This is a genomic window from Streptomyces sp. NPDC003077 (assembly GCF_040611095.1).
Lineage (GTDB): Bacteria > Actinomycetota > Actinomycetes > Streptomycetales > Streptomycetaceae > Streptomyces.
Map to the genome: position 1 here is coordinate 1 of NZ_JBEXNM010000066.1, position 22,349 is coordinate 22,349.

A 22,349-nucleotide genomic window follows, 5' to 3' on the forward strand; every position below is an offset into this window, starting at 1 on the left:
GTGGGGGCGCGGGTGCGGGCGGCGCGGGAGGCGGGGTGTTTCCAGCGGTGGCAGCGGCAGTTGTCGGGGCGGGGTCCGGGGCCGGGGTGGGGGACGGAGCGGGTGCTGGCCTGGGCGGGGGAGGAGCCGGGGCGGGTGGCGGCGGCGGTGCGGTTGCTGGGTGCGGTGGCCGAGGAGGGCGAGCGCGCTGTGGTGCGGGGGGCGGCGGTGTCGGGGCCGGTGGGGGCGCGGGCGGCGGCGTTGCAGTATCTGGCGGCGGTGGGGGACGGGGCGGTGCTGGAGTTGATCGAGCACGCCTGCGCGGAGGCGGGTCCGGAGGGGGAGGAGGCGGCGTTGGCGGCGGTGGCGCGGCTGCGGGGGGAGGGCGCGTTGGCGCGGATGCGGGTGTGGGCGCAGGGGCGCGCGGATGGGTTGGGGGTGGCGGCGGCGGGGTGGCTGGGCCGCTGGGGCTTGCGGAGGGACGGGGGGTTGGTGGCGTCGGTGTTGCGGGAGCGCGTGCGCACCGCGGGGGTGGATGCGGTGGGGGTGGGGTTGTTGGTGGAGGGGGTGGGGCGGTTGGGGGTGGTGTCGGCGGCGCCGGTGGTGCGGCATGTGTATCGGGAGGCGGTGTCGTCGGTGGTGCGGGGTGGGGCGGCGCAGGCGTTGGCGTTGGTGGATGAGGGGTTTGGGCGGGGGTTGGCGGTGGAGTGTTTGTGGGATTGTGAGGAGGCGACGCGGGAGTTGGGGGCGGTGCGTGCGGTGGGTGGGGATGCGCGGGTGGAGGAGCAGTTGCGGTTGCTGGCGGCGGATCCGGCGGAGCGTGATGGGGTGCAGAGCGCGGTGCGCAGTCGGTTGGCGCCGGGGGCGTCGGCGGGGTGAGGTGGCGGCGTGGGGGGCGGGCCGGGGCCGGTCCGCCCCCTTTTCGCTTGTGCCGGGCCGCCTCTTCGCTTGTGCCGGGCCGGGCGGGCGGCCCGCCCCTTCGCGTGCGCGAGGGGTGCCGGTGACCGGTCCGCCCTTTCGCTTGCGCCGGTCCGGGCGGCGGGTTGTGGTGGGCTGGCACGGCCCCGTCGTCTTCGCGGGTGGGTCGTCGTGAACCGGCTCACCGCCTTTGCCTGTGCGGGCGGGTTGCCGTGGACCGGCTCGCCGCTTCCCTTCGCGGGCAGGTCATCGTGGCCGGTCCGCCCCCTTCGCCTTCGCGGGCGGGCGGCGTGCCGGGCCCGCCCCACTCGTTTTCGTACGGCTGCCCAAGGCCCCTGGAGGGCCCAAGCCTCCAGGACGCGCCCCGGCCCGGCACCCGCCCCGTCCCGGGCGCCGCTGCCACAATGGGCGGATGACCGGACGCTGGGAGTTCTGGATCGACCGCGGCGGGACGTTCACCGACATCGTGGGGCGGCGGCCGGACGGCCGGCTGGTCACCGGAAAGCTGTTGTCGCACCATCCGGAGCGCTACCGGGACGCGGCGGTCGCCGGTATCCGCGGGATGCTGGGGCTGGCGCCCGGCGAGCCGGTGCCGGCCGACCGCGTCACCGTCGTCAAGATGGGCACCACCGTCGCCACCAACGCCCTGCTGGAGCGCACGGGCGAGCGGACCGTGCTGGTGATCACCGAGGGGTTCCGGGATGCGCTGCGCATCGCCTACCAGAACCGGCCGCGGATCTTCGACCGGCGGATCGTTCTTCCCGAGGCGCTGTACGAGCGGGTGATCGAGGTCCCGGAGCGGGTGGACGCGCGCGGCGGGGTGGTCCGGCCGCTGGAGACCGAGGAGCTGTACGCGTCCCTCGTACGGGCCCGGCGGGACGGCCTGCGGAGCGCGGCTGTCGTCCTGTTGCACGGCTACCGCCACGCCGCGCACGAGAAGGCCGTCGCGGAGCTGGCACGGCGGGCCGGTTTCGCGCAGGTGAGCTGTTCGCACGAGGTCAGTCCGCTGATGAAGCTCGTCCCGCGCGGGGACACCACCGTCGTGGACGCCTACCTGTCGCCGATCCTGCGCCGGTACGTGGACGAGGTGGCGGCCGAGCTGCCCGGTATCCGGCTGATGTTCATGCAGTCCAACGGGGGGCTGCGGCGGGCCGAGCGGTTCCGGGGGAAGGACGCGGTGCTGTCGGGACCCGCGGGCGGGGTGGTGGGCATGGTCCGGTCGGCCGCCGAGGTGCGTACGGCGGACGGGTCCGGGCACGACCGGGTGATCGGCTTCGACATGGGCGGCACGTCCACCGACGTGTCGCACTACGCCGGGGAGTTCGAACGCCTCTTCGGCAACGAGGTGGCGGGCGTCCGGATGCGCGCGCCCATGATGAACATCCACACCGTCGCGGCGGGCGGCGGTTCCGTCCTGCACTTCGACGGGCGGCGCTACCGGGTCGGCCCCGACTCGGCGGGCGCGGTGCCCGGCCCCGCCTGCTACCGGCGCGGCGGCCCGCTCACCGTCACGGACGCCAACGTCATGCTCGGCCGCGTCCAGCCGGACCACTTCCCCGCCGTCTTCGGGCCGCACGGCGACCAGCCGCTGGACGCGGAGGCCGTCCGGGCCGGGTTCGCGCGGCTCGCCGAGGAGACGGCCGCGGCGGCGGGGGACCGGCGCGGTCCCGAGGAGGTGGCGGCCGGGTTCCTGGACATCGCCGTGCTGAACATGGCCAACGCCGTCAAGAAGATCTCCGTGCAGCGCGGCTACGACGTCACGCGCTACGCGCTGACCAGCTTCGGTGGCGCCGGCGGGCAGCACGCCTGCGCGGTCGCCGACGCGCTGGGCATCGGCACGGTCATCGTCCCGCCGCTGGCCGGTGTGCTGTCCGCGTACGGCATCGGCGTCGCCGACGCCACCGCCATGCGGGAGGAGGCGGTCGAGGTGGAGCTGAGCGCGGCCACCGAGGGCCGGATCCGCGAGGTCTGCGACCGGCTGGCGGCGCGGACCCGGAGCGAACTGGTGGCGGAGGGCGTGCCCGAGGAGAGCGTCACCGTCCGCGCGCGCGTCCTGCTGCGGTACGCGGGCACCGACTCCGCCCTCGCGGTGCCGCTGGACGGCGCCGGGGCGATGGCGGCGGAGTTCGAACGGGCGCACCGGGCGCGCTACGCCTTCACGATGGACAAGCCGCTGGTGGCGGAGGCGGCCTCGGTCGAGGCGAGCGGCGCGGCGGGGGGCGTCTCCGGCCACGAGGCGCCGACCGGCGCCCGCGAGGGCGCGCTGCGGCCGGTGGCGACGGTCCGGATGTTCGCCCAGGGCCGGTGGCAGGACACCCACCTGTACGAGCGGGCCGGGCTGTGCCCCGGCGACACGCTCACCGGTCCCGCGATCGTCGCGGAGGACGACGCGACCACGGTCGTGGACCCGGGCTGGCGGGCGACGGCGGGCGAGCGGGGCCACCTGCTGCTGACGCGGGTGCGGGAGCGGACGGGGAAACCGGCGGTGGGCACGGACGCCGACCCGGTGATGCTGGAGGTGTTCAACAGCCTCTTCATGGCCATCGCCGAGCAGATGGGCGTCCGTCTGGAGAACACCGCGCACTCCGTCAACATCAAGGAGCGGCTGGACTTCTCCTGCGCCCTCTTCGACCACGAGGGCAACCTGATCGCCAACGCGCCGCACATGCCCGTCCACCTCGGCTCGATGGGCGAGACGATCAAGGAGGTGCTCCGGCGGCGGCGCGACGCGGGCGAACTGCGGCCGGGCGACGTGTACGCGATCAACGACCCGTACCACGGCGGGACGCACCTGCCGGACGTCACCGTCGTCACGCCCGTCTTCGCCGAGGAGGGTGCTCCGGGGGTGGCGCCCGAGCTGCTGTTCCTCGTCGCCTCGCGCGGGCACCACGCCGAGATCGGCGGGATCACGCCCGGCTCGATGCCCGCCTTCAGCCGCACCATCCAGGAGGAGGGCGTCCTCTTCGACAACTGGCTGCTGGTCCGCGACGGCCGGTTGCGCGAGGAGGAGACGCGCGCGCTGCTGGCGAGCGGCCCGTACCCCTCGCGGGCGCCCGAGGCCAACCTCGCCGACCTGCGCGCCCAGATCGCCGCCAACGAGAAGGGCATCCGCGAACTGCGCCGGATGATCGGCGAGTTCGGGCTCGACGTCGTCCGCGCCTATATGGGGCACGTGCAGGACAACGCCGAGGAGTCGGTGCGGCGGATCATCGAGCGCCTGAAGGATGGCGCCTGCCGGTACGAGACCGACAGCGGCGCGGTCATCCGGGTGGCGCTGACGGTGGACCGCGCCGCGCGCAGCGCCGTTCTCGACTTCGCGGGCACCTCGCCGCAGCAGCCCGGCAACGCCAACGCCCCGAGTTCGGTGGTGATGGCGGCGGTCCTGTACGTCTTCCGGACGCTGGTCGCCGAGGACATCCCGCTCAACAGCGGCTGCCTCAAGCCGGTAGAGGTGCGCATCCCGCCCGGCTCGATGCTGGCGCCCGCCTTCCCGGCCGCCACGGTGGCGGGCAACGTGGAGACCTCGCAGGCGGTCACCGGCGCCCTGTACGCCGCGCTCGGCGTCCAGGCCGAGGGCTCCGGCACGATGAACAACGTGACCTTCGGCAACGACCGGGTGCAGTACTACGAGACGGTGGCCAGCGGCTCCGGCGCGGGCGACGGGTTCGACGGCGCGGACGCCGTGCAGACCCACATGACCAACTCCCGGCTGACCGACCCCGAGGTGCTGGAGTGGCGCTACCCGGTGCGGGTGGACTCCTTCGCCGTACGGGAGGGCAGCGGCGGGCGCGGCCGGTGGCGGGGCGGCAACGGCGTGGAGCGGCGGCTGCGGTTCCTGGAGCCGGTGACGGTGGCCCTGCTGTCCGGTCACCGGAGGGTCCCCCCGTACGGCATGGCGGGCGGCGAGCCGGGGGCGCTCGGCGCCAACCTGCTGGAACGGGCGGGCGGCGGACCGGTGGAGGAACTGGGGGGCTGCGACGCGGCGTCGGCCGAGGTGGACGACGTGCTGGTGATCAGGACGCCGGGGGGCGGGGGGTACGGGGAGCCGAGCGGGGGCTGAGGGGGCGCGTCCGTTCGCTGCCTGCGCTTCCGCGGGCCGGGACGGTGGCCCGCCCGTATGCGAGCCGCCGTCTGCGGATCTTCGTCGCTACGAACCACCGTCGCTACGAACCACCGCCCCTACGAACCACCGCCCCTACGAGTCCGCGCTACCGCCCCCCGCCCCGCGCCCTCCGGGGGACGAACCGCACCGGTGTGCCCGGGACCGCCTGGGCGGTGGCGGGCAGGAAGCGGGGCGGGACCACGCCGATGACCGGGTAACCGCCGGTCGTCGGGTGGTCGTTGAGGAAGAGGACGGGGCGGCCGTCCGGTGGGACCTGGAGGGCGCCCAGGGGCATTCCCTCGCTCGGCAGCTCGCCGTCCTTCAGGCGCTCCAGGGACGGGCCCTCGGTGCGCAGGCCGATGCGGTTGCTCGCGGGGGAGACGCGGAAGCGGCCGGTGGCCAGGGTGCGCAGACCCGTCGGGGTGAACCAGTCGTCGCGCGGGCCGAGCACCACAGGGAGGACCAGTTCCGTCACCGGGCCCGGGTGGGGGACGGCGTCCACCGCCGGCGGCGGCCCGTACGGCCGGCCGAGCGGCAGCACCGCGCCCTCGGTCAGCGGCGCGGGCCCCAGGCCGGAGAGCAGGTCGCCGGCCCGGCTGCCGAGCACCGGGTCGACCGCGACGCCGCCCGCGAACGCCAGGTGGGAGCGGAGGCCGTGGGTGGCGGGGCCCGCTTCCAGGACGGCGCCGGCGGGGACCCGTACCGCCGTTCCCCAGGGCGCCGGACGGCCGTCGACCGTCACCGGGCAGGGCGCGCCGGTGACCGAGGCGAGCGTGGCCGTGCGCACCCGTACGGCGCAGCCGTTCACCGTGGTCTCCAGGGTGGCGGCGTGCTCCGGGTTGCCGACGAGGCGATTGGCGAGGCGGTGCGCTGGCTCGTCCAGCGCGCCCGCGCGCGGCACCCCGACGTGGGCGTGCCCGGGACGGCCCAGGTCCTGGACGGTGGTCAGGGCGCCCGCCCGGACGACGTGGACGGCGCGGTCGGTCATCGCGCGTCTCCCGAGGGGCGCGGCTCCACCGGGACGAAGCGCACGGTGGTACCCGGGGCGAGCAGGGCCGCCGGGTCGCGCTCCGGGTCCCACAGGACCGCGTCGCTGGTGCCGATCAGTTGCCAGCCGCCGGGGGAGGAACGCGGGTAGACGCCGGTGTACGGGCCCGCGAGGGCGACCGCGCCGGCCGGGACCTTGGTGCGCGGGGTCGCCCGGCGCGGGACGTGGTAGCGCTCGGGGAGGCCGGTCAGGTAGCCGAAGCCCGGGGCGAAGCCGCAGAAGGCGACGTGGAAGACGGTGCCGGAGTGGAGCCCGGCGACCTCTTCGGGGCGCACGCCCCACAGGGCCGCGACGTCGGCGAGGTCCGGGCCGTCGTAGCGGACGGGGATCTCCACGGTGGGCCGGTCCCCGGCGGCGGGCGGCGCGAGGTGCCAGGACGGCAGCTCGGCGGCCAGCCGCGCCGGGTCCGCCAGGCCGTCGAGCAGGACGGTGCGGGCGGCCGGGACGATCTCGCGGACGGGCGGCAGGGTGCCGGCCGCGGCGCGGCGCAGCAGTTCGGCGTGCAGCGCCTCGACGGCCGGGGCGTCGTCCAGTTCGATCAGCAGGCCGTGGTCGCCGACGGGGAGCGGTCTCATACGGGGGATACGGGGGAGGGCGCGGGTGCCGGGGGCCCCTTCCGTACGCGTCACGCGAAGCTCCGGACCTCGATGCCCGCGGCCGTCAGTTCGGCGTGCACCCGGCGGGCCAGGGCGACCGCGCCGGGCGTGTCCCCGTGGAGGCACAGGGAGCGGGCGGCGATCTCCACGCTGCTGCCGTCGACGGCGGTGACGACGTGGTCGCGGGCCATGCTCAGGGCGCGCTTGACGACCTCGTCGGGGTCGTGGACGACGGCGCCCGGCTCGGTGCGGGGGACGAGGGTGCCCTCGGGGGTGTACGCGCGGTCCGCGAACGCCTCGGTGACGACGGGGAGTCCGGCCCCGGCGGCGGCCTCGTGGAGGCGGGAACCGGGCAGGCCGAGGACGGGGAGCGGGGTGCCGAAGGCCAGGACGCCCTCGATGACGGCGGCGGCCTGGGACGCGTCGCGCACGCAGCGGTTGTAGAGGGCGCCGTGCGGCTTCACGTAGGACACCCGGGTGCCGGCGGCCCGCGCGAAGGCCTCCAGGGCGCCGATCTGGTACGTCACCTCGTCGGCGAGCTCGCGCGGCGGGACGTCCATCGCGCGGCGGCCGAAGCCCGCCAGGTCGCGGTAGGAGACCTGGGCGCCGACGGTGACCCCGCGCTCGGCGGCGGTCTCGCACACCCGCCGCATCGTGCTCGGGTCGCCCGCGTGGAAGCCGCAGGCCACGTTGGCGCTGGTGACGACGGACAGCAGGGCCTCGTCCTCGGTGAGCCGCCAGTGGCCGAAGCCCTCTCCGAGATCGGCGTTCAGGTCGACGGGGGCAGGGCTCACCGGTTGGCTCATGCGGTTCCGTTCCAGGGGGTTCCGGGAGGGACGACGGCGCGTACGACGTGCCACGCGCACGGGTGCGGGACCGGTCGGCCCGTATCCGTAGTGGCTCTCCTCATGAAGGGCACTCGGGCCGACCGGCGTTGCGCACAACGTACGGGATCGTTGAACGATCCGACAAGAGGTGTGTTGTCTCGTCCTCTCATCTGAGATTGACTTCCGCTGACAACCAGGGGCGGGGCGCCTGAACCAGGGCGGGCGGGACCCGAACCGAAGCGCGCGAGGACGAGGTGCGGGATGACGGGCGGAATGACGCGGGACGGCCGGCGGCGGCCCCCCGAGTTCGCGGTGCTGGAGGCGGACCGGGCGCTGCTGAACCGCGCCAGTACGGCGGAGCGGGTCGCCGACATCCTGCGGGACCGCATCACCGAAGGCCACTTCCCGCCCGGCGCCCGGCTGTCCGAGGAGAGCATCGGCGGCGCGCTGAAGGTCTCCCGCAACACGCTGCGCGAGGCGTTCCGGCTGCTCACGCACGAGCGGTTGCTGGTGCACGAGCTCAACCGCGGGGTGTTCGTCCGCGTCGTGACGGTGGCGGACCTGGACGACATCTACCGGGTGCGCACGCTCGTGGAGTGCGCGGCCGTACGGAACCTGGGCGAACCGCCCTACGACGTGGCGGCGCTGGAAGCCGCGGTGTTCGCGGGGGAGCAGGCGGGACTGGAGCGCTCCTGGCGCGACATGGGGACCGCGAACCTCCGCTTCCACCAGGCCCTGGTGGCCCTGGTGGGCAGCCCGCGCACGGACGAGCTGATGCGCGGGGTCCTGGCCGAACTGCGGCTGGTCTTCCATGTGATGGACGATCCACGCCGGTTCCACGCGCCGTACCTGACGCGCAACCGGCAGATCGTCGAGGCGCTCCAGGCCGGGGACCCGGTGGAGGCCGAGACGCTGCTCCGGGCCTACCTGGAGGACTCGCGGGCGCAGTTGTCCGGGGCGTACGCGCAGCGCATGTCGGAGGGGTGAGGTCCGCCTTCGCCGCCGGGCGGTAGGCCCCGGCCCGGGCGGTGTCTTCACAGGGCGCGCGGGCGTGTCTTCGGGGGTGCGCGCGGGCCTTGGCCGGGCCGTCTCTTCGCGGGTGCGGGCGGGCCTCGTTCGGGCTGTGCCTTACGGGCCCAGGCCGGGCCGCTGCCCCGCGAGCCCTGGGCCCGGTGCGCGCCCGCCTCCCCGCCGCCTCGTGCCTCAAGTGACCCCGGAACATGCGCCCCAACCCTTGTCGGATCGTTGAACAATCCTCTAAGGTCCACGGCATTCTCCTCACGGTCCCCGTGGGGTCCCGGAGGTGAAGGCGGACCCATGATCGTGCTTCTCGGTGTGCTCCTCGTGGTGGTGGGTTTCGCCACCAAACGTCATCCACTGCTGGTGGTGGGCGTGGCGGGCATCGTGACCGGCCTGCTCGGCGGGCTGTCGCCCGGCGAGATCCTGGCGGCGTTCGGCAACGGCTTCGCGGGCAGCCGGGCGGTGACGATCTTCGCCATCACCCTGCCCGTCATCGGCCTGCTGGAGCGCTACGGCCTCCAGGAACAGGCCCGCAACCTGATCGCCCGCTTCGGCCGGCTCACCACCGGCCGGTTCCTCGCCCTGTACCTGGGACTGCGCCAGCTCGGCGCGGCGGCCGGGCTGACCACCGTCTTCGGGCACGCCCAGACCGTGCGTCCGCTGGCCGTCCCGATGGCCGAGGGCGCGGCCGAGCGCAAGCACGGGGCGCTGCCCGCCCCGGTGCGCGAGCGCGTCCGGTCCTTCTCCGCCAGCGCGGACAACGTCGGGCTGTTCTTCGGCGAGGACGTCTTCCTGGCCGTCGGCTCGATCCTGCTGATCACCGGGTTCGTCAACACCACGTACGGCACGCACCTGGAACCGTTGCACCTCGCCCTGTGGGCCATCCCCACCGCGGTCTGCGCCTTCCTGGCGCACGGCTGGCGGCTGCTGCGGCTGGACCGCCGTCTGGAGCGGGAACTGCTCATCGCCGGCGTCGAGCCGGCCGTCGCCCCGGAGGCAGCCAAGTGATCAAGGCGGAGTGGTTCTACTGGCTCGTCGGCCTGAGCTTCCTGGTCATGGCCGCGCAGATGTACACCGACCGCGGCAACCCCCGGCGCCGGGGCACCGCCGCCTTCTGGGGGCTGATCGGCGCCGGTTTCATCTACAGCACCTGGGTGGTGGAGAAGAAGGCGCCGGCCGAACCGCTGGGCGCCGCCGTCCTGGTGATGGCCGCGCTGGCCGGGTTCGGCCGCACCGGACGCGGCACGCCGCGCACCACCACGCCCGAGGAGCGCGCGGCGAGCGCCCGGCGGCTGGGCAACCGGCTGTTCGTCCCCGCTCTGACGATCCCCGTCGTGGCGATGGCGTGCGCCGTCGGAGTCAAGCACCTCTCCATCGGCGGCCAACCCGTCCTCCAGGAAGGCAGCGAGACCATCCTGGGGCTCGGCATCGGCGCGGTCTGCGCGCTGGTCGTCGGCATGGTGATGCTGCGGGAGAGGCGGGTCTCGGTGCCCGTGCAGGCGGGGCGTTCGATGCTGGAGGCGATGGGCTGGGCGATGCTGCTGCCGCAGATGCTCGCCACCCTGGGCAACATCTTCCAGGTCTCCGGCGTCGGCGACCAGGTGGGCCGGATCGCCACCGCCGTCCTCCCGGAGGACTCCCGCGTCGTCGCGGTCCTCGTCTACTGCGTCGGCATGTTCGCGTTCACGACCGTGATGGGCAACGCGTTCGCCGCCTTCCCCGTGATGACGGCGGCGGTCGGCTGGCCGGTGCTGATCGAGCACTTCGGGGGCAACCCCGCGGCCGTCCTCGCCGTCGGGATGCTGGCCGGGTTCTGCGGGACGCTGGTGACCCCGATGGCCGCCAACTACAACATCGTCCCGGCGGCGCTGCTGGAGCTGAAGGACCAGTACGGGCCCATCAAGGCCCAGGCCCCCACGGCGGTGGTGCTGCTCGGTTGCAACGTGGCCATCATGGCGTTCTTCGCGTTCTGACCACGCCGCGTGACCCGGATTCCGGGGCCCGGCAAGCCGCGACGGCCCACCCCTTGACTCGACTTGGGCCAGCCGCGTAAGTGTGGGACAGCGGTGTCGTCGACTGCGTCGTCACTCTCCGTGCGCGGCGCAGGAGTCGTTCCGGTCGCAGTCGCCTCCCACCGGGAACTGCCATGCGGGAATCAGCAACCGTAGGTGAAGCGGGATTACGCGCGGCCGTACGCGAACTCTTCGACGCACCCTTCGTCCGCGAGGAACTGGCGCGCGTCTGGGCGGTGCGGGATGACGAGTGCCCCCACCCGGCCGCCGTCTACCAGGCGCTCGGCGCCCGCCGCTGGCTCGCCCCGCACTGGCCGCGCCACTACGGCGGGCTGGGCCTGAGCGCCTACGCGTCCGCCGTGGTGGCCGAGGAAATGGGGTTGCACGGCATTCCGGACAGCGTCCGGGTCAACACGATCGACAACGCCGGAGCCACCCTCCTCAAGGCGGGCACCCCGGAACAACGTGCCCGGTTCCTCCCCGGAATGGCGCGCGGCGAGACAGTGTTCGCCGTCCTCTACACGGAACCCGACGTCGGCAGCGACCTCGGCGGCATGAGCACCCGGGCCGTGCCGGTGCCCGGCGGGTGGCGCGTGGACGGGACGAAGGAATGGAACGCGCGGACCGGACTGGCGGAATTCGGCGTGCTGGCCGCGCGCACGGGCGGTGGCGGTGACGGCGGTGACGGCGGTGGCGGCAAGAAATTCGCCGGCATCGGTTTGTTCGTGCTGCCCCTGCACGTCCCCGGAGTGGTCGTCGAACCGCTCGGCACCCTCAATCACGAGCGTCTGTACCGCGTGCGGCTGAGTGACGTCCGGCTGCCCGGCGACGCTCTGGTGGGGCGGCCCGGGCAGGGCTGGTCGCTGGTCACCGAGGCGCTCGGTCTGGAACGCACGGGCGTCAACTACGCGGGGAAGGCCCGGCGCTGGTTCGACCGGATGACGGCCGAACTGGCCGCGCGGGGTCTGCTGGCCGACGCCTGCCGGGACCACGGCCTGCGGCGGCTGGACGCCGAGATCGAAGCCGCCCGCCTGCTGGCCTGGCGGGCCGTCCGGGACGTGGAACTGGGTCGGCGCAACGCCGCCGCGGCGGCCGGCGCCAAATGGTGGACCAGCGAACTCGCCCAGCGGGTGGCATGGCTGGCCTGGCGGCTCCTGGGACCGCTGGCGGCCTCCCCGCGCCACCCGTCCACGGGCTTCCCCGACCTGGTGCCGGCGGTGCGCGAGGCGCCGGGACTGACCCTGGCCGCCGGGACGTCCGAGGTGCTGCTGACCACCGTGGCCACGGACCTGCTCGACGGCAGCGACCCCTGGGAGGCGCCCTGAGATGCCTGCGACCACGGCGTGGCGGCAGCAACTGGTCCGCGACTTCGCCGACGCGTGGGCCCCCTGCGGCGGCGGTGCGCCGGTGACCGGCGTGCGGCGGATCATGGCGCGGCACGGCTGGTTCGGGCTGTGCGTGCCCGCCGAACGGGGTGGGCTGGGCCTGGGCTGGTACGAGGCCGCGCTGCTGGCCGAGGAACTGGGGCGGGCGCTGCTGCCCGGCGACGCGCTGGACGGCGTGGCCGCCGCGCCGTGGGTGGCCGTCGGGGCACCGGACGCGCTGGGCGCCGTACTGCGGGGAGAGGTGGCGGTGGGCCTCTGGTGGCCGGGGCCGGTGCCCGGGGCGGCGTGGTTCACCGACGGTCTGCCGGATCTCGTCGTGGTGCCGGGGGCGGACGACGGGGGAGGCTCACCCGCCGGTCCGTCAGGTCGTCCGTGTGACGCCGCGCCATCGGGCGCGCGGATCGTCCGCACGGCGGGGATGCGCACCGAGGAGCGGTGCGTTCCTGGGGGGACGGTCGTGGAACTGCGGCTCCCTGAGGACGAGGTCGCGTCGCGGGTCTCTGAGGGCGGCGTCGCGTCGCGGCCCCTTGAGGACGGCCTTGCGTCGCGGGTCCGTGAGGACGGCGCTGCATCGCGGCTTCTTGAGAGCGGCCTTTCGGCGGAGGGTGCTCCCGGGCCTTCCGCCGCAATGCCATGGGCCGGTGCGGCGCTGCTGCGGGCCGCTCACCTCGTGGGGCTGGGCCGCACCGCCCTGCGGGCGGCAGCCGACCGCGCCGGGAGGCGGCGGCAGTTCGGCAAGCTCATCGGCGCCTATCAGGCCGTCGCCTTCCCGTTGGCCACGCAGCGCGCCCGCCTGGAAGGGCTGCGGTTGTCCATCGGCGCCTTGGCGCTGATGCTCGACGGCCTGGTGACCGGGGAACGGTCCGCCCCGGGCCTTGGGGACGAGGCCGGGGCTGGGGAACAGCCCGCCTGGGGCCGTCGATACGAGGCCGAGGCCGGGGGACAGCCCATCGGGTACCCCGGAACGGCCCCGGCCCCCGCCCCCCGGGACGGCACCGACCCTCTGTACGGCACCGGCGCGCTGCTCGACGCCGTGCGCCCCGTCGCGGAGGAGTGCGCCGCGCACGCGCTGCACGTCTCCGGGGCCGCCGGGCTCGCCGACGAGACGACCGCGGCCCGCTGCTATCTGCGCCTCCTCGCGGAGCAGACGCGCGACGGAACCGGTGCCACGGCGCGCCCCGGCCACGTCCAGAACCCCGGCCACGCCCAGCACCCCGACCGGGACCCGGACCTCGGCCACCTCCCCCGCGTCGCCGAGCCGCGCGCCCTGTGGGACGCCGTGCCCGAGGCGGCGCTCGTCCCCCTGCTGCGCAGGCGGGTGCCGTCCTCGCTGAACGACACGGCGGCCCGCTACCCGGACGGCCCGTGTCTGCACCGGTTCGTCGAACGGGCCGCCGCGCGGCACCCGGAGCGGCCCGCCGTGCGCGACGGGTCCACCGTCCTGACCTACCGGGAACTGGACGAACGGGCCGACCGGCTCGCGCACGTCCTGCGGGGCCGCGGCACCGGTCCGGACGACGCGGTCGGCATCTGCATGGAACGCTCGGCCGACGCGGTGGCCGCCATCCTGGCCGTGCTCAAGGCCGGCGGGGCGTGCCTGCTGCTGGACCCCGCCGACCCGCCTGAACGGCTGGCGTTCCTGCTGCGCGACAGCGGCGCCGTCACGGTGCTCACGCACGACTGGCTGACCGACTGGCTGCCCGAGGGTGCGCCGGTGCTGGCCGTCGACCGGCTGGGCCCGCTGCTCGACCGGCAGCCGGCCGGGCTGGTGCCCCCGCGCGCCCAACCGCGCGACCTCGCGTACCTCGTCTACACCTCGGGTTCCACCGGCATGCCCAAGGGCGTCGAGGTCGAGCACCGCAACCTCGCCAACCGGTTGCACTGGGACGCGCGGATGTTCCCGCTGGGCCCGGGGGACGCGGTGCTCCAGCACACGGCGCTCGGATTCGACGCCTCCATATGGGAGGTCTTCGCCCCCCTGATGTCGGGCGCGACCCTCGTCCTGGCCGCCCCCAGGGCGGCGGCCGATCCGCGCGGCCTGCTGGAGACGATGCTGACGAACCGGGTCACCGCCTTCACCTGCGTGCCCTCCGTCCTGGACCTGCTGCTGGAGGAGAAGGACCCGGGGCTGGGCGCGGTGACCGGCCTGCGGCACGTCTTCTGCGGCGGCGAGGTCCTGCCGCCCGGCCTGGTCCGGCGGTTTCACGCGTCCGGGACGCGCGCCGTGCTGCACAACCTCTACGGGCCCAGCGAGTGCGCCATCGACGTCACCCACTGGCGCTGCGGCCCCCAGGACGCCGACGGGCCCGTCCCGATCGGCCGGCCGCTGGCCAACGTCCGCGTGTACGTCCTGGACGAGTCCGGCGCCCCGGTCCCGGCCGGCCGCCCCGGCGAGCTGTACGTGGCGGGTGCCGGCGTCACCCGCGGCTACCGGCACCGGCCGGCGCTCACCCAGGAGCGCTTCGTCCCCGACCCGTTCACCGAGGAGCCCGGAGGGCGGCTCTACCGGACGGGCGACATGGTGCGGCTTCGTCCGGACGGCTCGCTGGACTTCCTCGGGCGCGCCGACGACCAGGTCAAGATCCACGGCCACCGGATCGAACTCGGCGAGATCCGCAACGCGCTGGAGCTCCATCCCCAGGTGCGCACGGCGGTCCTGCGCGCCGACGCGGACCGCATCGACGCGTACGTCGTCGCGGCCCTCCCGTACGTCCCCGACACCCGCACGCTCCGGCGCCACCTGCGCGAGAGGCTGCCGGAGTACATGGTGCCCGCGGGCATCGGCCTCATCCCGTTCGTCCCCTTGACGGCCAACGGGAAGGTCGACCACGGCGCGCTGCCCGCCCTCTCCGCGAACGGCGGCCCGGACCGGCCCGTCTCCGGCGACGCCGGTCACCACGACGGCGCGGACGACAGCGCCGCCCCCGGCGACCTCTCCCCGACCGAGCGGGCGCTGGCCTCCCTGGCCGCCCGGGTGCTCGGCCTGGAACGCCTGGGCGTGGCCGAGGACTTCTTCGCCGCCGGGGGGAGTTCGCTGCACGCGGCGCGCTACGTCACCCAGGTGCGCAACGAACTGGGTCTGGGCGCCGACCTGGAGACGTTCCTCGCCGCCCCCACGGTCAAGGACCTGGCCGCCGCGCTGGCGAACGGCGGACCACCGGAGCGCCGCCCCCGTGCCTGACACCGGCGCGCCCCGCGTCCGCCTGGTCTGCTTCCCGCACGCGGGCGGCAGCGCCGCCGGCTACCGGGCGTGGGCCGCCGCGCTGGCCCCGGCGGTCGAGGTCGTCCCGGCCGAACTCCCCGGGCGCGACGGCCGTGTGAGGGAGACCCCGTTGCGGGACATGGACGCCCTGGCGGCCGACGCGGCCGACCGGCTCGTCGGCAGGGAGGGCCGCCACCCGCCCGCGTACGCGTTCTTCGGGCACAGCATGGGCGCCGTCCTCGCCTATGAGACGGCGCGCGAACTGCGGCGGCGGGCGCGCGTCCCGGTGCTCCTCGTCGCCTCGGGCAGCGACCCGCCGCACCGCGTGGCCGAGGCGTCCCGGGACCGCCACCTGCTGCCGGAGCCGGAGTTCCTGCGCGAGGTGCTGCGGCTGGGCGGCACGTCCGCGCACGTCCTGGCGGAGCCCGAGCTGCTGCGCGTCCTGCTGCCCCGGCTGCGGGCCGACTACGCCGCCGCCGAGACCTACGCCCACCGGGACGGCGAGCCGCTTGCGTGCCCCGTCACCGTGTACGCGGGCGCGGCCGACCCCACCGTCCGGCCGGAACTCCTGGCGGACTGGGCGCGGATCCGGGCCACCCCGGGGGAGCCGGTCGTCGTCCGGCGGTTCCCGGGCGGTCACTTCTATCTGGACGACGCACGGCCCTACGTGCTGCGGGCCATCGCCAAGGACGTGCACACCGCCCTGCACACCGCCGCCCTGCGCGCCCCCGACCGTAAGGAGACCCCGTGAGCCCTACGGCGCCCCCGCACCCGCTGGCCCCGCTGACCGCGGACGAGATCCGCACGGCCGTGGCGATCGCCAGGAGGCGCCCGGAGATTACGCCGAACGTCCGCTTCGTCCTCATCTCGCTCCGTGAACCGGACAAGCGGCTGCCGCACGACGCCGGACGGCCGGTGCCCCGGGAGGTCTCCATGGTGCTGCGCGACCGGAAGGAGCGACGCACCTATGAGGCCGTCGTCTCGCTCACCAGGGCCGAGGTGATCCGCTGGGAACACGTGCCGGGGGCGCGCACGCCCATCACCGAGGAGGACTTCGTCCAGTGCGGCGAGGCGGTGCGCGCGGACCCGCGCTGGCGGCGGGCGATGCGACGCCGAGGGGTGACGGACTTCTCCCTGGCGATGATCGACGCCTGGCCCGCCGAGGCCGTCGACGCCCCCGGGGAGCCGGACCGGAGGCTGGCCCACCCGCTGACCTTCGTCCGCGCGTACCCGGGCGACAACGGGTACGCGCGGCCGGTGGAGAACCTGGTGGTGCTCGTGGACCTCGACTCCCTGGAGGTGCTGGAGGTCACCGACGACGAGGCGGTGCCGCTGCCGCCGATGGCGGGGAACTACGACCCGGAGGTGCGCGGGGGCGAGGCCGGCCTTTCGTCCCCGGTGCGGGACACCGGCCCCCCGGATCACCCCCCGCTCCCAGATGTCCGCCCCGCCGCCGACTGGCCCCCCGATGTCCGGACGCGGCAAGACCTCCGCCCCATCGACATCACCCAGCCGGAAGGCCCCAGCTTCACCGTGGACGGGTACGCCGTCCGCTGGCAGAAGTGGCGGTTCCGGATCGGGTTCACCGTGCGCGAGGGCCTGGTGCTGCATCAGGTGGCGTACGAGGACGGGGGACGGCCGCGGCCGGTCCTGCACCGGGCGGCCCTGTCCGAGATCTACACGCCCTATGGCGACCCCGGGCTCACCCACCGCCGCAAGAACGCCTTCGACCAGGGCGAATACGGGGCCGGATTCCTGCTGAACTCCCTGGAACCGGGGTGCGACTGCCTCGGGGACATCCACTACTTCGACGTGACGTCCCATGATCAGGACGGGAATCCGGTCGTCCAGAAGAACGCCGTCTGCATGCACGAAGAAGACACCGGAATCATCTGGAAACACACCGACTTCCGCACCGGGAAAGCGGTCACCCGGCGCGGACGCCGCCTGGTCGTCTCCACCTTCGCCGTGCTGGGGAATTACCAGTACGGATACTTCTGGTACTTCTCCGTGGACGGCACCATCAGGTTCGAGGTGAAACTCACCGGAATGATTTCCACGGGGGCGTTCTCCGGCGCCCGCCCCCGCTCCGGAACGGCCGTCGCCCCCGGCCTCTACGGACCGCACCACCAGCACTTCTTCAACATGCGGCTGGACGTCTCCGTCGACGGTGACCGCAATTCCGTCTACGAGGTGGATTCCGTCCCCCTGCCCGCCGGCGACCGCAATCCGCACGGCAACGGATGGCGCACCGAAGCGACCCTCCTGGATTCCGAGAAGAACGCCGCCCGGCGCGTCGCCCACGCGCCCACCGGCCGTTTCTGGCGCGTGGTCAATCCCCGCGCCCGCAACGGGCTGGGCGAGCCCACCGGCTACCGGCTCGTCCCGGAATCCGGCCTGCTGCCCATCGAGCCCGAAGGCGGCAAGGCCTGGCACCGGGCCCGCTTCGTCTACGGGCACCTGTGGGTGACCGCCTACGACCCGCGGCAGACATACGCGGCGGGCGACTACCCCTGGCAGCGGCGCGCGGACACCGGGCTCCCCGCCTACACCGCCGCCGACCGCCCGCTGGCGGACACCGACGTGGTCCTCTGGCACACCTTCGGCGAGCACCACGTCGTACGGCCCGAGGACTGGCCCGCGATGCCCGTGGTGACCACCGGCTTCAGCCTGCGGCCGGACGGGTTCTTCGACGGCAACCCGGCGCTGGACCTGCCGGCGCCCACCGGGCACTGCACGGTGGTGAGCGACCCGGACGGGGACGAGGCCGGGATGCCGGGGGAGCACCGTGGCCGGTCCGGCTCCGGGGAGCCCGACGACCCCAAGGAGACGACATGACCAGGACGAACCGGACGACGGGGGAGACGCGAGCGACGAAGGGAACAGGGACGGCGAAGGAGATGAAGGCGACGAAGGGAATAAAGACGGCGAAGGAGACGGGGGCGGCAGGCACGCCCCATCGGACGCCCCGGACCGACCGCTACCCCACCCGGCTGCCCGCTCCGTCCGGGCTCCGTCCCCGCCCGGACCCGGTGGTCTGGGGCGCTCCGGGGGACGGGCCCCTGGACGCGGACGCGCTGCGGGCGTACGACCGGGACGGCTTCCACGTAGAGCCGGCGCTGCTGACCCCGGACGAGGTCGCCGGGCTCACCCGGGAGATCGCCGCCCTCGCCACCGACCCGGCGTTGAAGGACGACGACCGGAGGGTGTCCGAAGAGGGTTCGCGGGAACTGCGCTCGATCTTCGAGGTGCACCGCATCAGTCCGGCCTTCGACCGCCTGGTGCGCGATCCGCGCATCCTCGGCATCGCCCGCCAGATCCTGGGCTCCCCGGTGTACGTCCACCAAAGCCGGGTCAATTACAAACCCGGCTTCAAGGGCGGCCCGTTCCACTGGCACGCGGATTTCGAGACCTGGCACGCGGAGGACGGAATGCCCGCGCCCCGGGCCCTGAGTTTCTCCATCGCACTGACGGAGAATCTGCACTGCAACGGCAGCCTGATGATCGTTCCGGGTTCCCACCACACCTTCGTCCCGTGCGCGGGGGAAACCCCGCCCGACCACTTCCGGCATTCCCTGCGCACCCACGGCGCGGCGGTGGGCACGCCGGACGACGCGGCGGTGGCGGAACTGGCCCGCGAGAGGGGGATCGAGAGTTGCGTCGGGGCGGCGGGATCGGCCGTCGTCTTCGACTCCAATTGCCTGCACGGGTCCAACGGCAACATCACTCCGTATCCGCGCTCCAATGTCTTCGTCGTCTACAACAGCGTGCACAACGCCCCCGGCGAGCCGTTCGCCGCGCCCGCGCCCCGGCCGCCGTTCCTCGCCGCGCGCGATGTCACGCCGCTGGAAACGGAGGAGGAACGGGAGCGCGGGGAGGAACGGGAACGCGGCGTGGAATGAGAACGGGGGGAGGGACGGGAACGCAGCGAGGAATGAGAACGGGGGGAAGCGCGGGAACGCGGGGAGGGACGGGAAAGCGGCGAGCGGGAGGGGGCGGTCGGATGAACAGCAGGGGGGAGGGGACCGGGGCCGGGCAGGGGCCTCGCCGCTGACCGGCCCCCCTCCCGTTCCCGTTCCGAACGCGTCCCGTATGCTCCCGGGCGGGTGTCCCCACCGTCCCGTCCCTCACTCCCGGTGAGCATCGCCACGGCGGCGCGACGGGGTGCCCCGTCGCCACCGGGCAGGTGAAGGACGGGGCGAAAGCCGACGTCAGCGCTGTGGGAGGCGCCACCCGCCGACGCGGTGGCCGGGTGCCGTTTCGTCCGTTGTCAGTGGGAGCGCCTACTCTGTGCGACGTGACATTTCCTGCCCCGGGGGCCGTCGCGCCCCAGCTCAACGGGCCCTCCCGGCCCGCACCGGGCCCGGCCGCCGACGAGGGCCTGGCCCGCCGGCTGCGCGCCCTGGCGTGCACCGCGCCGCTGCACGACCTCGACGTGCGCAAGGCCAACCTCGCGGGCGAGTACGGGGTGTACGCCATGGCGGAGGTCGCGCTCGCGGCCATCGACCTGGTGACGCTCAACATGGACTTCGACACCGGCGCCGACCACGAGCAGATAGTGGCCCGGCTCCTGCCGCGCGTCGCCGCGCAGACGCCGGATCGGCCCGCAGCGGAGCACGAGCGGGTGGCCCGCTGGGTGCTGGACAACCTCATCAACGTCGGCAGCGTGGACCGCGGCTTCCGCGCGGTGTACGGCACCTTCGGGCCCGAGGGCGAGTACGTCCGCCGGGACTACGACTTCAAGCTCGTCGAGGAGGTGCCGGGCCCGGGCGGCGGCGTGTACCTGCGCACCACGGACGAGGCGGTCAACGTCCTGGTCGGCGCGCTGGACACGGACGTCACCAGCGCGCAGATCGCCGCCGAGGTCAAGCTGGAGGTGCTCATCGCCCGCGGCCGGCTGGCGGACGCCCAGCTCGCCGCCGAGCAGGCCCGCTACCGCACGGTCCAGTACGCCGAGACGCTGCGCCGCACCCTGGAGGCCACCCGGCGCAACGTCCGCGCGGTGGACTGGCTGCACGCCGTCCCCGACATGATCGCCGAGGCGCTGGACCACGTCGCCGACCGCTACCGCCACGAGAACGCCATCCTCACCAACATCCGCCGGGTGCGGGACGACGCCGAGGCGGTCGGCGAGAAGGCGGGCGAGCACAAGCGGCGCGCCGCCGAGCTGGTCGACATCGTCAAGGACTGCATCCGCCGGCACACCCAGCTCCAGTCCCGGCTGCTGGAGGCGGGCCCCCTCTTCCGCGCCGAGCAGGACCGGCAGGCGTTCGCGCCACCGGCCGGCCGCGCCGGTCTGGATCTGTACGGCCAGCTCGTCGCCCCGGTGCTGCCGCTGCCCGTCGAGAGCGCCCTCCGCGTCACCGACGCCTTCTTCGCGCGCGGCACGGGCCTGCGCACCCCCTCGTCCGTACGGGTCGGGGACCTGGTGGACCTGCTCCTGACGCCCCCCATGGAGCGCGAGCACCTGGGCGCCGAGATGCCCGAGCCGGATCTGATAGCGACGCCGGACGACAGCCGGTTCAGCGAGGAGCAGTTGGCGGCGGCGATGGAGCTGCTCGACCTGCCCGCCGACGCGCCCCGCCGGCTCTCCGGCCTGCTCGCCGACGCCCGCCGCCAGGACCCGGAACTGCCCTATCTGGTGGCCCTGCTGGCGGTGCACGCGGCCAGCCCGCCGGTCGGCACGGCCTACCGGCAGGGCGAGCAGCGCCTGCTGTTCGCGGTGGACGACGGGACGCGGTTGGACGACCCCGAGTTCGGCGGCGCCGACCTCATCGTCGGCACGGCGCTGCTCGACGCGGCCGGCATGGCGGCGGACCGGTCGGAGGCGGCATGAGAAGACCGAGGGTGACGACCGTGTGGACGCCGGTGGCGTGGACGCCGCCGACCGGACCGACGTGGCCCGCGGGCGGGCCGACGTCGACGACGCCGCGGTGGGCGCGGCGTGAGAGGAACGAGACGGGCCTCCCCGGAGGCCGCGAGGAGTGGGGACCGTGAGCGAGTACGACGCCGACGACGCGGCGCGGCCGGAGGACGCCGCGACCGCCGGAGGCGGTGCGGACGGCACCGGCTCCACCGTTCCGGCGGGCGCGCCGGACGGCCCGGGGCCGGACGGACACCCGGCCGCCGCCTCCCACGAAGCACCGTTGGACGCCCCCGCAGGGGACGCCGCGGACCCGCACCCGTCCGGCTCCGCGACCCCGGACCCGCACCTGTCCGGCTTCGCGACCCCGGACCCGTACCCGTCCGTCTCCGCGTCCCCCGACCCGTACCGCCCCGCCCGCCCGGCATCCGACGCCGACGCCCGCCCTGCTGCGGTCACCCCCGCCGACGCGGCGGACGCCGCCCGCCTGGTGTCCTTCGGGCTCCAGCCCAAGCTGCTGCCCGCCCGCGACGCCGAGTACGGCGACCTGCTGCGCCGCTACCGCGAGGACCCGGCCTTCGCCCGGCTCGCCGACGCGGTGGCCACCGGCCTGGGCCTGGTCGTCCTGGAGGTGTCCACGCGCGCGGGCATGGCGGTCACGGCCGCCGAGGACTCCGTCTTCGCCGTCCGCATGGGCGACTACGCGCGGCGCGCCTCGGCGGACTCCGCCGACCGGTTCCTGCACGGGCTGGCGCACCTGGCCGTCGCGGCGCTGGCCTTCCCCCGCCCGGAGGACCTGGCCGACGACGGGTACATCGGCCGCATCACCGTCAACGGCGTGGACGCCTTCATACGGCAGGCCTGCCGCCGCCTGGAGGAGCGCGCCGAGGAGCAGGGCGAGAACACCGACCCGGTCAGCGACGCGCCCGGCCTGGAGGCCGCCTGGCGGGTCTACGCCCGGCGCAGCGCCACCGGCGCCACCAAGGACGCCCGGCGGCTGGCCGGTTCGACGACCGGCATCATCGCCAAGGCCGTCTCCTTCCTCGTCGACTCCGGCTTCCTCCAGCGCACCGGCGACGACGCCGGAGGCACCTACCGCACCACCGCCCGCTACCAGCTCCAGGTGCGCGACATGGCGGGCAGCGCCGCCATGGCCGAGCTGCTGGAGCTGGGCGTCGTCCCGGTCGGCGACGGCAGCGCCTCGCTGCTGCCGCCTGAGGACACCGACGCCCTCGACCTGGTCTCCGACGCGGGGCTCCCCTTCCACGCGTCCTGACCGGCACCGCCGATCCTGATCCACACGACCGGTCCTGATCGGCAACCACCGGTCCCGACCGGCACCACCGGTCCCGACCGGCCCACCCGTCCGTCTTCCCGTCCACCCCGACAACGAGAGT

14 protein-coding genes and 1 pseudogene are annotated in these 22,349 nt (G+C 74.7%); 12 read left to right on the forward strand and 3 right to left on the reverse strand.

Features of this window, described 5'->3' with window-relative positions:
* Both ABZX96_RS30905 and ABZX96_RS30910 read left to right on the forward strand, forming a co-directional pair.
* Positions 1 to 858, forward strand: a pseudogene (locus ABZX96_RS30905) (HEAT repeat domain-containing protein); the annotation flags it as partial.
* Between the two features lie 451 nt (positions 859 to 1,309).
* Positions 1,310 to 4,957 (forward strand): hydantoinase B/oxoprolinase family protein, encoded by a 3,648-nt coding sequence (locus ABZX96_RS30910; RefSeq protein ID WP_355550761.1) that lies wholly within the window; start codon positions 1,310 to 1,312, stop codon positions 4,955 to 4,957.
* Between the two features lie 148 nt (positions 4,958 to 5,105).
* Here the strand turns inward: ABZX96_RS30910 and ABZX96_RS30915 are convergent, their stop codons facing one another.
* The 3 genes from ABZX96_RS30915 to ABZX96_RS30925 are packed head-to-tail and all read right to left on the reverse strand — an operon-like array spanning position 5,106 to position 7,449.
* Positions 5,106 to 5,987, reverse strand: a complete 882-nt coding sequence (locus ABZX96_RS30915) for a biotin-dependent carboxyltransferase family protein (protein WP_355550763.1) — start codon at positions 5,985 to 5,987, stop codon at positions 5,106 to 5,108.
* The gene (pxpB, locus tag ABZX96_RS30920; protein ID WP_355550813.1) at positions 5,984 to 6,622 is read right to left on the reverse strand and encodes a 5-oxoprolinase subunit PxpB; all 639 of its coding nucleotides are present in this window, start codon (positions 6,620 to 6,622) and stop codon (positions 5,984 to 5,986) included. The genes ABZX96_RS30915 and pxpB overlap by 4 nt, the downstream gene beginning before the upstream one ends.
* Before the next feature lie 50 nt (positions 6,623 to 6,672).
* Positions 6,673 to 7,449 (reverse strand): 5-oxoprolinase subunit PxpA, encoded by a 777-nt coding sequence (locus tag ABZX96_RS30925; protein WP_355550765.1) that lies wholly within the window; start codon positions 7,447 to 7,449, stop codon positions 6,673 to 6,675.
* Positions 7,450 to 7,731: 282 nt separating this feature from the next.
* Between ABZX96_RS30925 and ABZX96_RS30930 the strand changes: the two genes are divergently transcribed.
* The 10 genes from ABZX96_RS30930 to ABZX96_RS30975 all read left to right on the forward strand — a co-directional run bounded on the left by ABZX96_RS30930 (position 7,732) and on the right by ABZX96_RS30975 (position 22,228).
* Positions 7,732 to 8,457 carry a GntR family transcriptional regulator gene (locus tag ABZX96_RS30930; protein WP_355550767.1) on the forward strand — a complete coding sequence of 242 codons (726 nt, stop codon included), beginning with the start codon at positions 7,732 to 7,734 and terminating at the stop codon, positions 8,455 to 8,457.
* 330 nt (positions 8,458 to 8,787) lie between these two features.
* The gene (locus ABZX96_RS30935) at positions 8,788 to 9,498 is read left to right on the forward strand and encodes a DUF969 domain-containing protein (protein WP_355550768.1); all 711 of its coding nucleotides are present in this window, start codon (positions 8,788 to 8,790) and stop codon (positions 9,496 to 9,498) included.
* Positions 9,495 to 10,463: a DUF979 domain-containing protein gene (locus tag ABZX96_RS30940; RefSeq protein WP_355550770.1), complete on the forward strand. Its 969-nt coding sequence runs from the start codon at positions 9,495 to 9,497 to the stop codon at positions 10,461 to 10,463. The genes ABZX96_RS30935 and ABZX96_RS30940 overlap by 4 nt, the downstream gene beginning before the upstream one ends.
* 173 nt (positions 10,464 to 10,636) lie before the next feature.
* Entirely contained in the window at positions 10,637 to 11,827 is a 1,191-nt protein-coding gene (locus ABZX96_RS30945; protein WP_355550772.1) for an acyl-CoA dehydrogenase family protein, read from the forward strand.
* A gap of 1 nt (position 11,828) precedes the next feature.
* On the forward strand, positions 11,829 to 15,068 hold the full coding sequence (locus ABZX96_RS30950; protein ID WP_355550774.1) for an amino acid adenylation domain-containing protein: 3,240 nt from the start codon (positions 11,829 to 11,831) through the stop codon (positions 15,066 to 15,068).
* A complete protein-coding gene (locus ABZX96_RS30955; protein WP_355550776.1) occupies positions 15,061 to 15,840 on the forward strand; it encodes an alpha/beta fold hydrolase in 780 nt (259 codons plus the stop codon). The genes ABZX96_RS30950 and ABZX96_RS30955 overlap by 8 nt, the downstream gene beginning before the upstream one ends.
* Entirely contained in the window at positions 15,837 to 17,927 is a 2,091-nt protein-coding gene (locus tag ABZX96_RS30960) for a primary-amine oxidase (protein WP_355550778.1), read from the forward strand. Before ABZX96_RS30955 ends, ABZX96_RS30960 begins: the two co-directional genes overlap by 4 nt.
* On the forward strand, positions 17,924 to 18,991 hold the full coding sequence (thpD, locus tag ABZX96_RS30965) for an ectoine hydroxylase (protein ID WP_355550780.1): 1,068 nt from the start codon (positions 17,924 to 17,926) through the stop codon (positions 18,989 to 18,991). The genes ABZX96_RS30960 and thpD overlap by 4 nt, the downstream gene beginning before the upstream one ends.
* A gap of 395 nt (positions 18,992 to 19,386) precedes the next feature.
* Positions 19,387 to 20,925: a hypothetical protein gene (locus tag ABZX96_RS30970; protein WP_355550782.1), complete on the forward strand. Its 1,539-nt coding sequence runs from the start codon at positions 19,387 to 19,389 to the stop codon at positions 20,923 to 20,925.
* A 157-nt stretch (positions 20,926 to 21,082) separates the two neighbouring features.
* Positions 21,083 to 22,228 (forward strand): hypothetical protein, encoded by a 1,146-nt coding sequence (locus tag ABZX96_RS30975; protein ID WP_355550783.1) that lies wholly within the window; start codon positions 21,083 to 21,085, stop codon positions 22,226 to 22,228.
* The last annotated feature ends 121 nt before the right edge of the window (positions 22,229 to 22,349 follow it).

Coding starts and splice junctions, on each gene's coding strand:
- ABZX96_RS30910 (WP_355550761.1), top strand. CDS start 1,310: ATGACCGGACGCTGGGAGTTCTGGATCGACCGCGGCGGGACGTTCACC.
- ABZX96_RS30915 (WP_355550763.1), bottom strand. CDS start 5,987: ATGACCGACCGCGCCGTCCACGTCGTCCGGGCGGGCGCCCTGACCACC.
- pxpB (WP_355550813.1), bottom strand. CDS start 6,622: ATGAGACCGCTCCCCGTCGGCGACCACGGCCTGCTGATCGAACTGGAC.
- ABZX96_RS30925 (WP_355550765.1), bottom strand. CDS start 7,449: ATGAGCCAACCGGTGAGCCCTGCCCCCGTCGACCTGAACGCCGATCTC.
- ABZX96_RS30930 (WP_355550767.1), top strand. CDS start 7,732: ATGACGGGCGGAATGACGCGGGACGGCCGGCGGCGGCCCCCCGAGTTC.
- ABZX96_RS30935 (WP_355550768.1), top strand. CDS start 8,788: ATGATCGTGCTTCTCGGTGTGCTCCTCGTGGTGGTGGGTTTCGCCACC.
- ABZX96_RS30945 (WP_355550772.1), top strand. CDS start 10,637: ATGCGGGAATCAGCAACCGTAGGTGAAGCGGGATTACGCGCGGCCGTA.
- ABZX96_RS30950 (WP_355550774.1), top strand. CDS start 11,829: ATGCCTGCGACCACGGCGTGGCGGCAGCAACTGGTCCGCGACTTCGCC.
- thpD (WP_355550780.1), top strand. CDS start 17,924: ATGACCAGGACGAACCGGACGACGGGGGAGACGCGAGCGACGAAGGGA.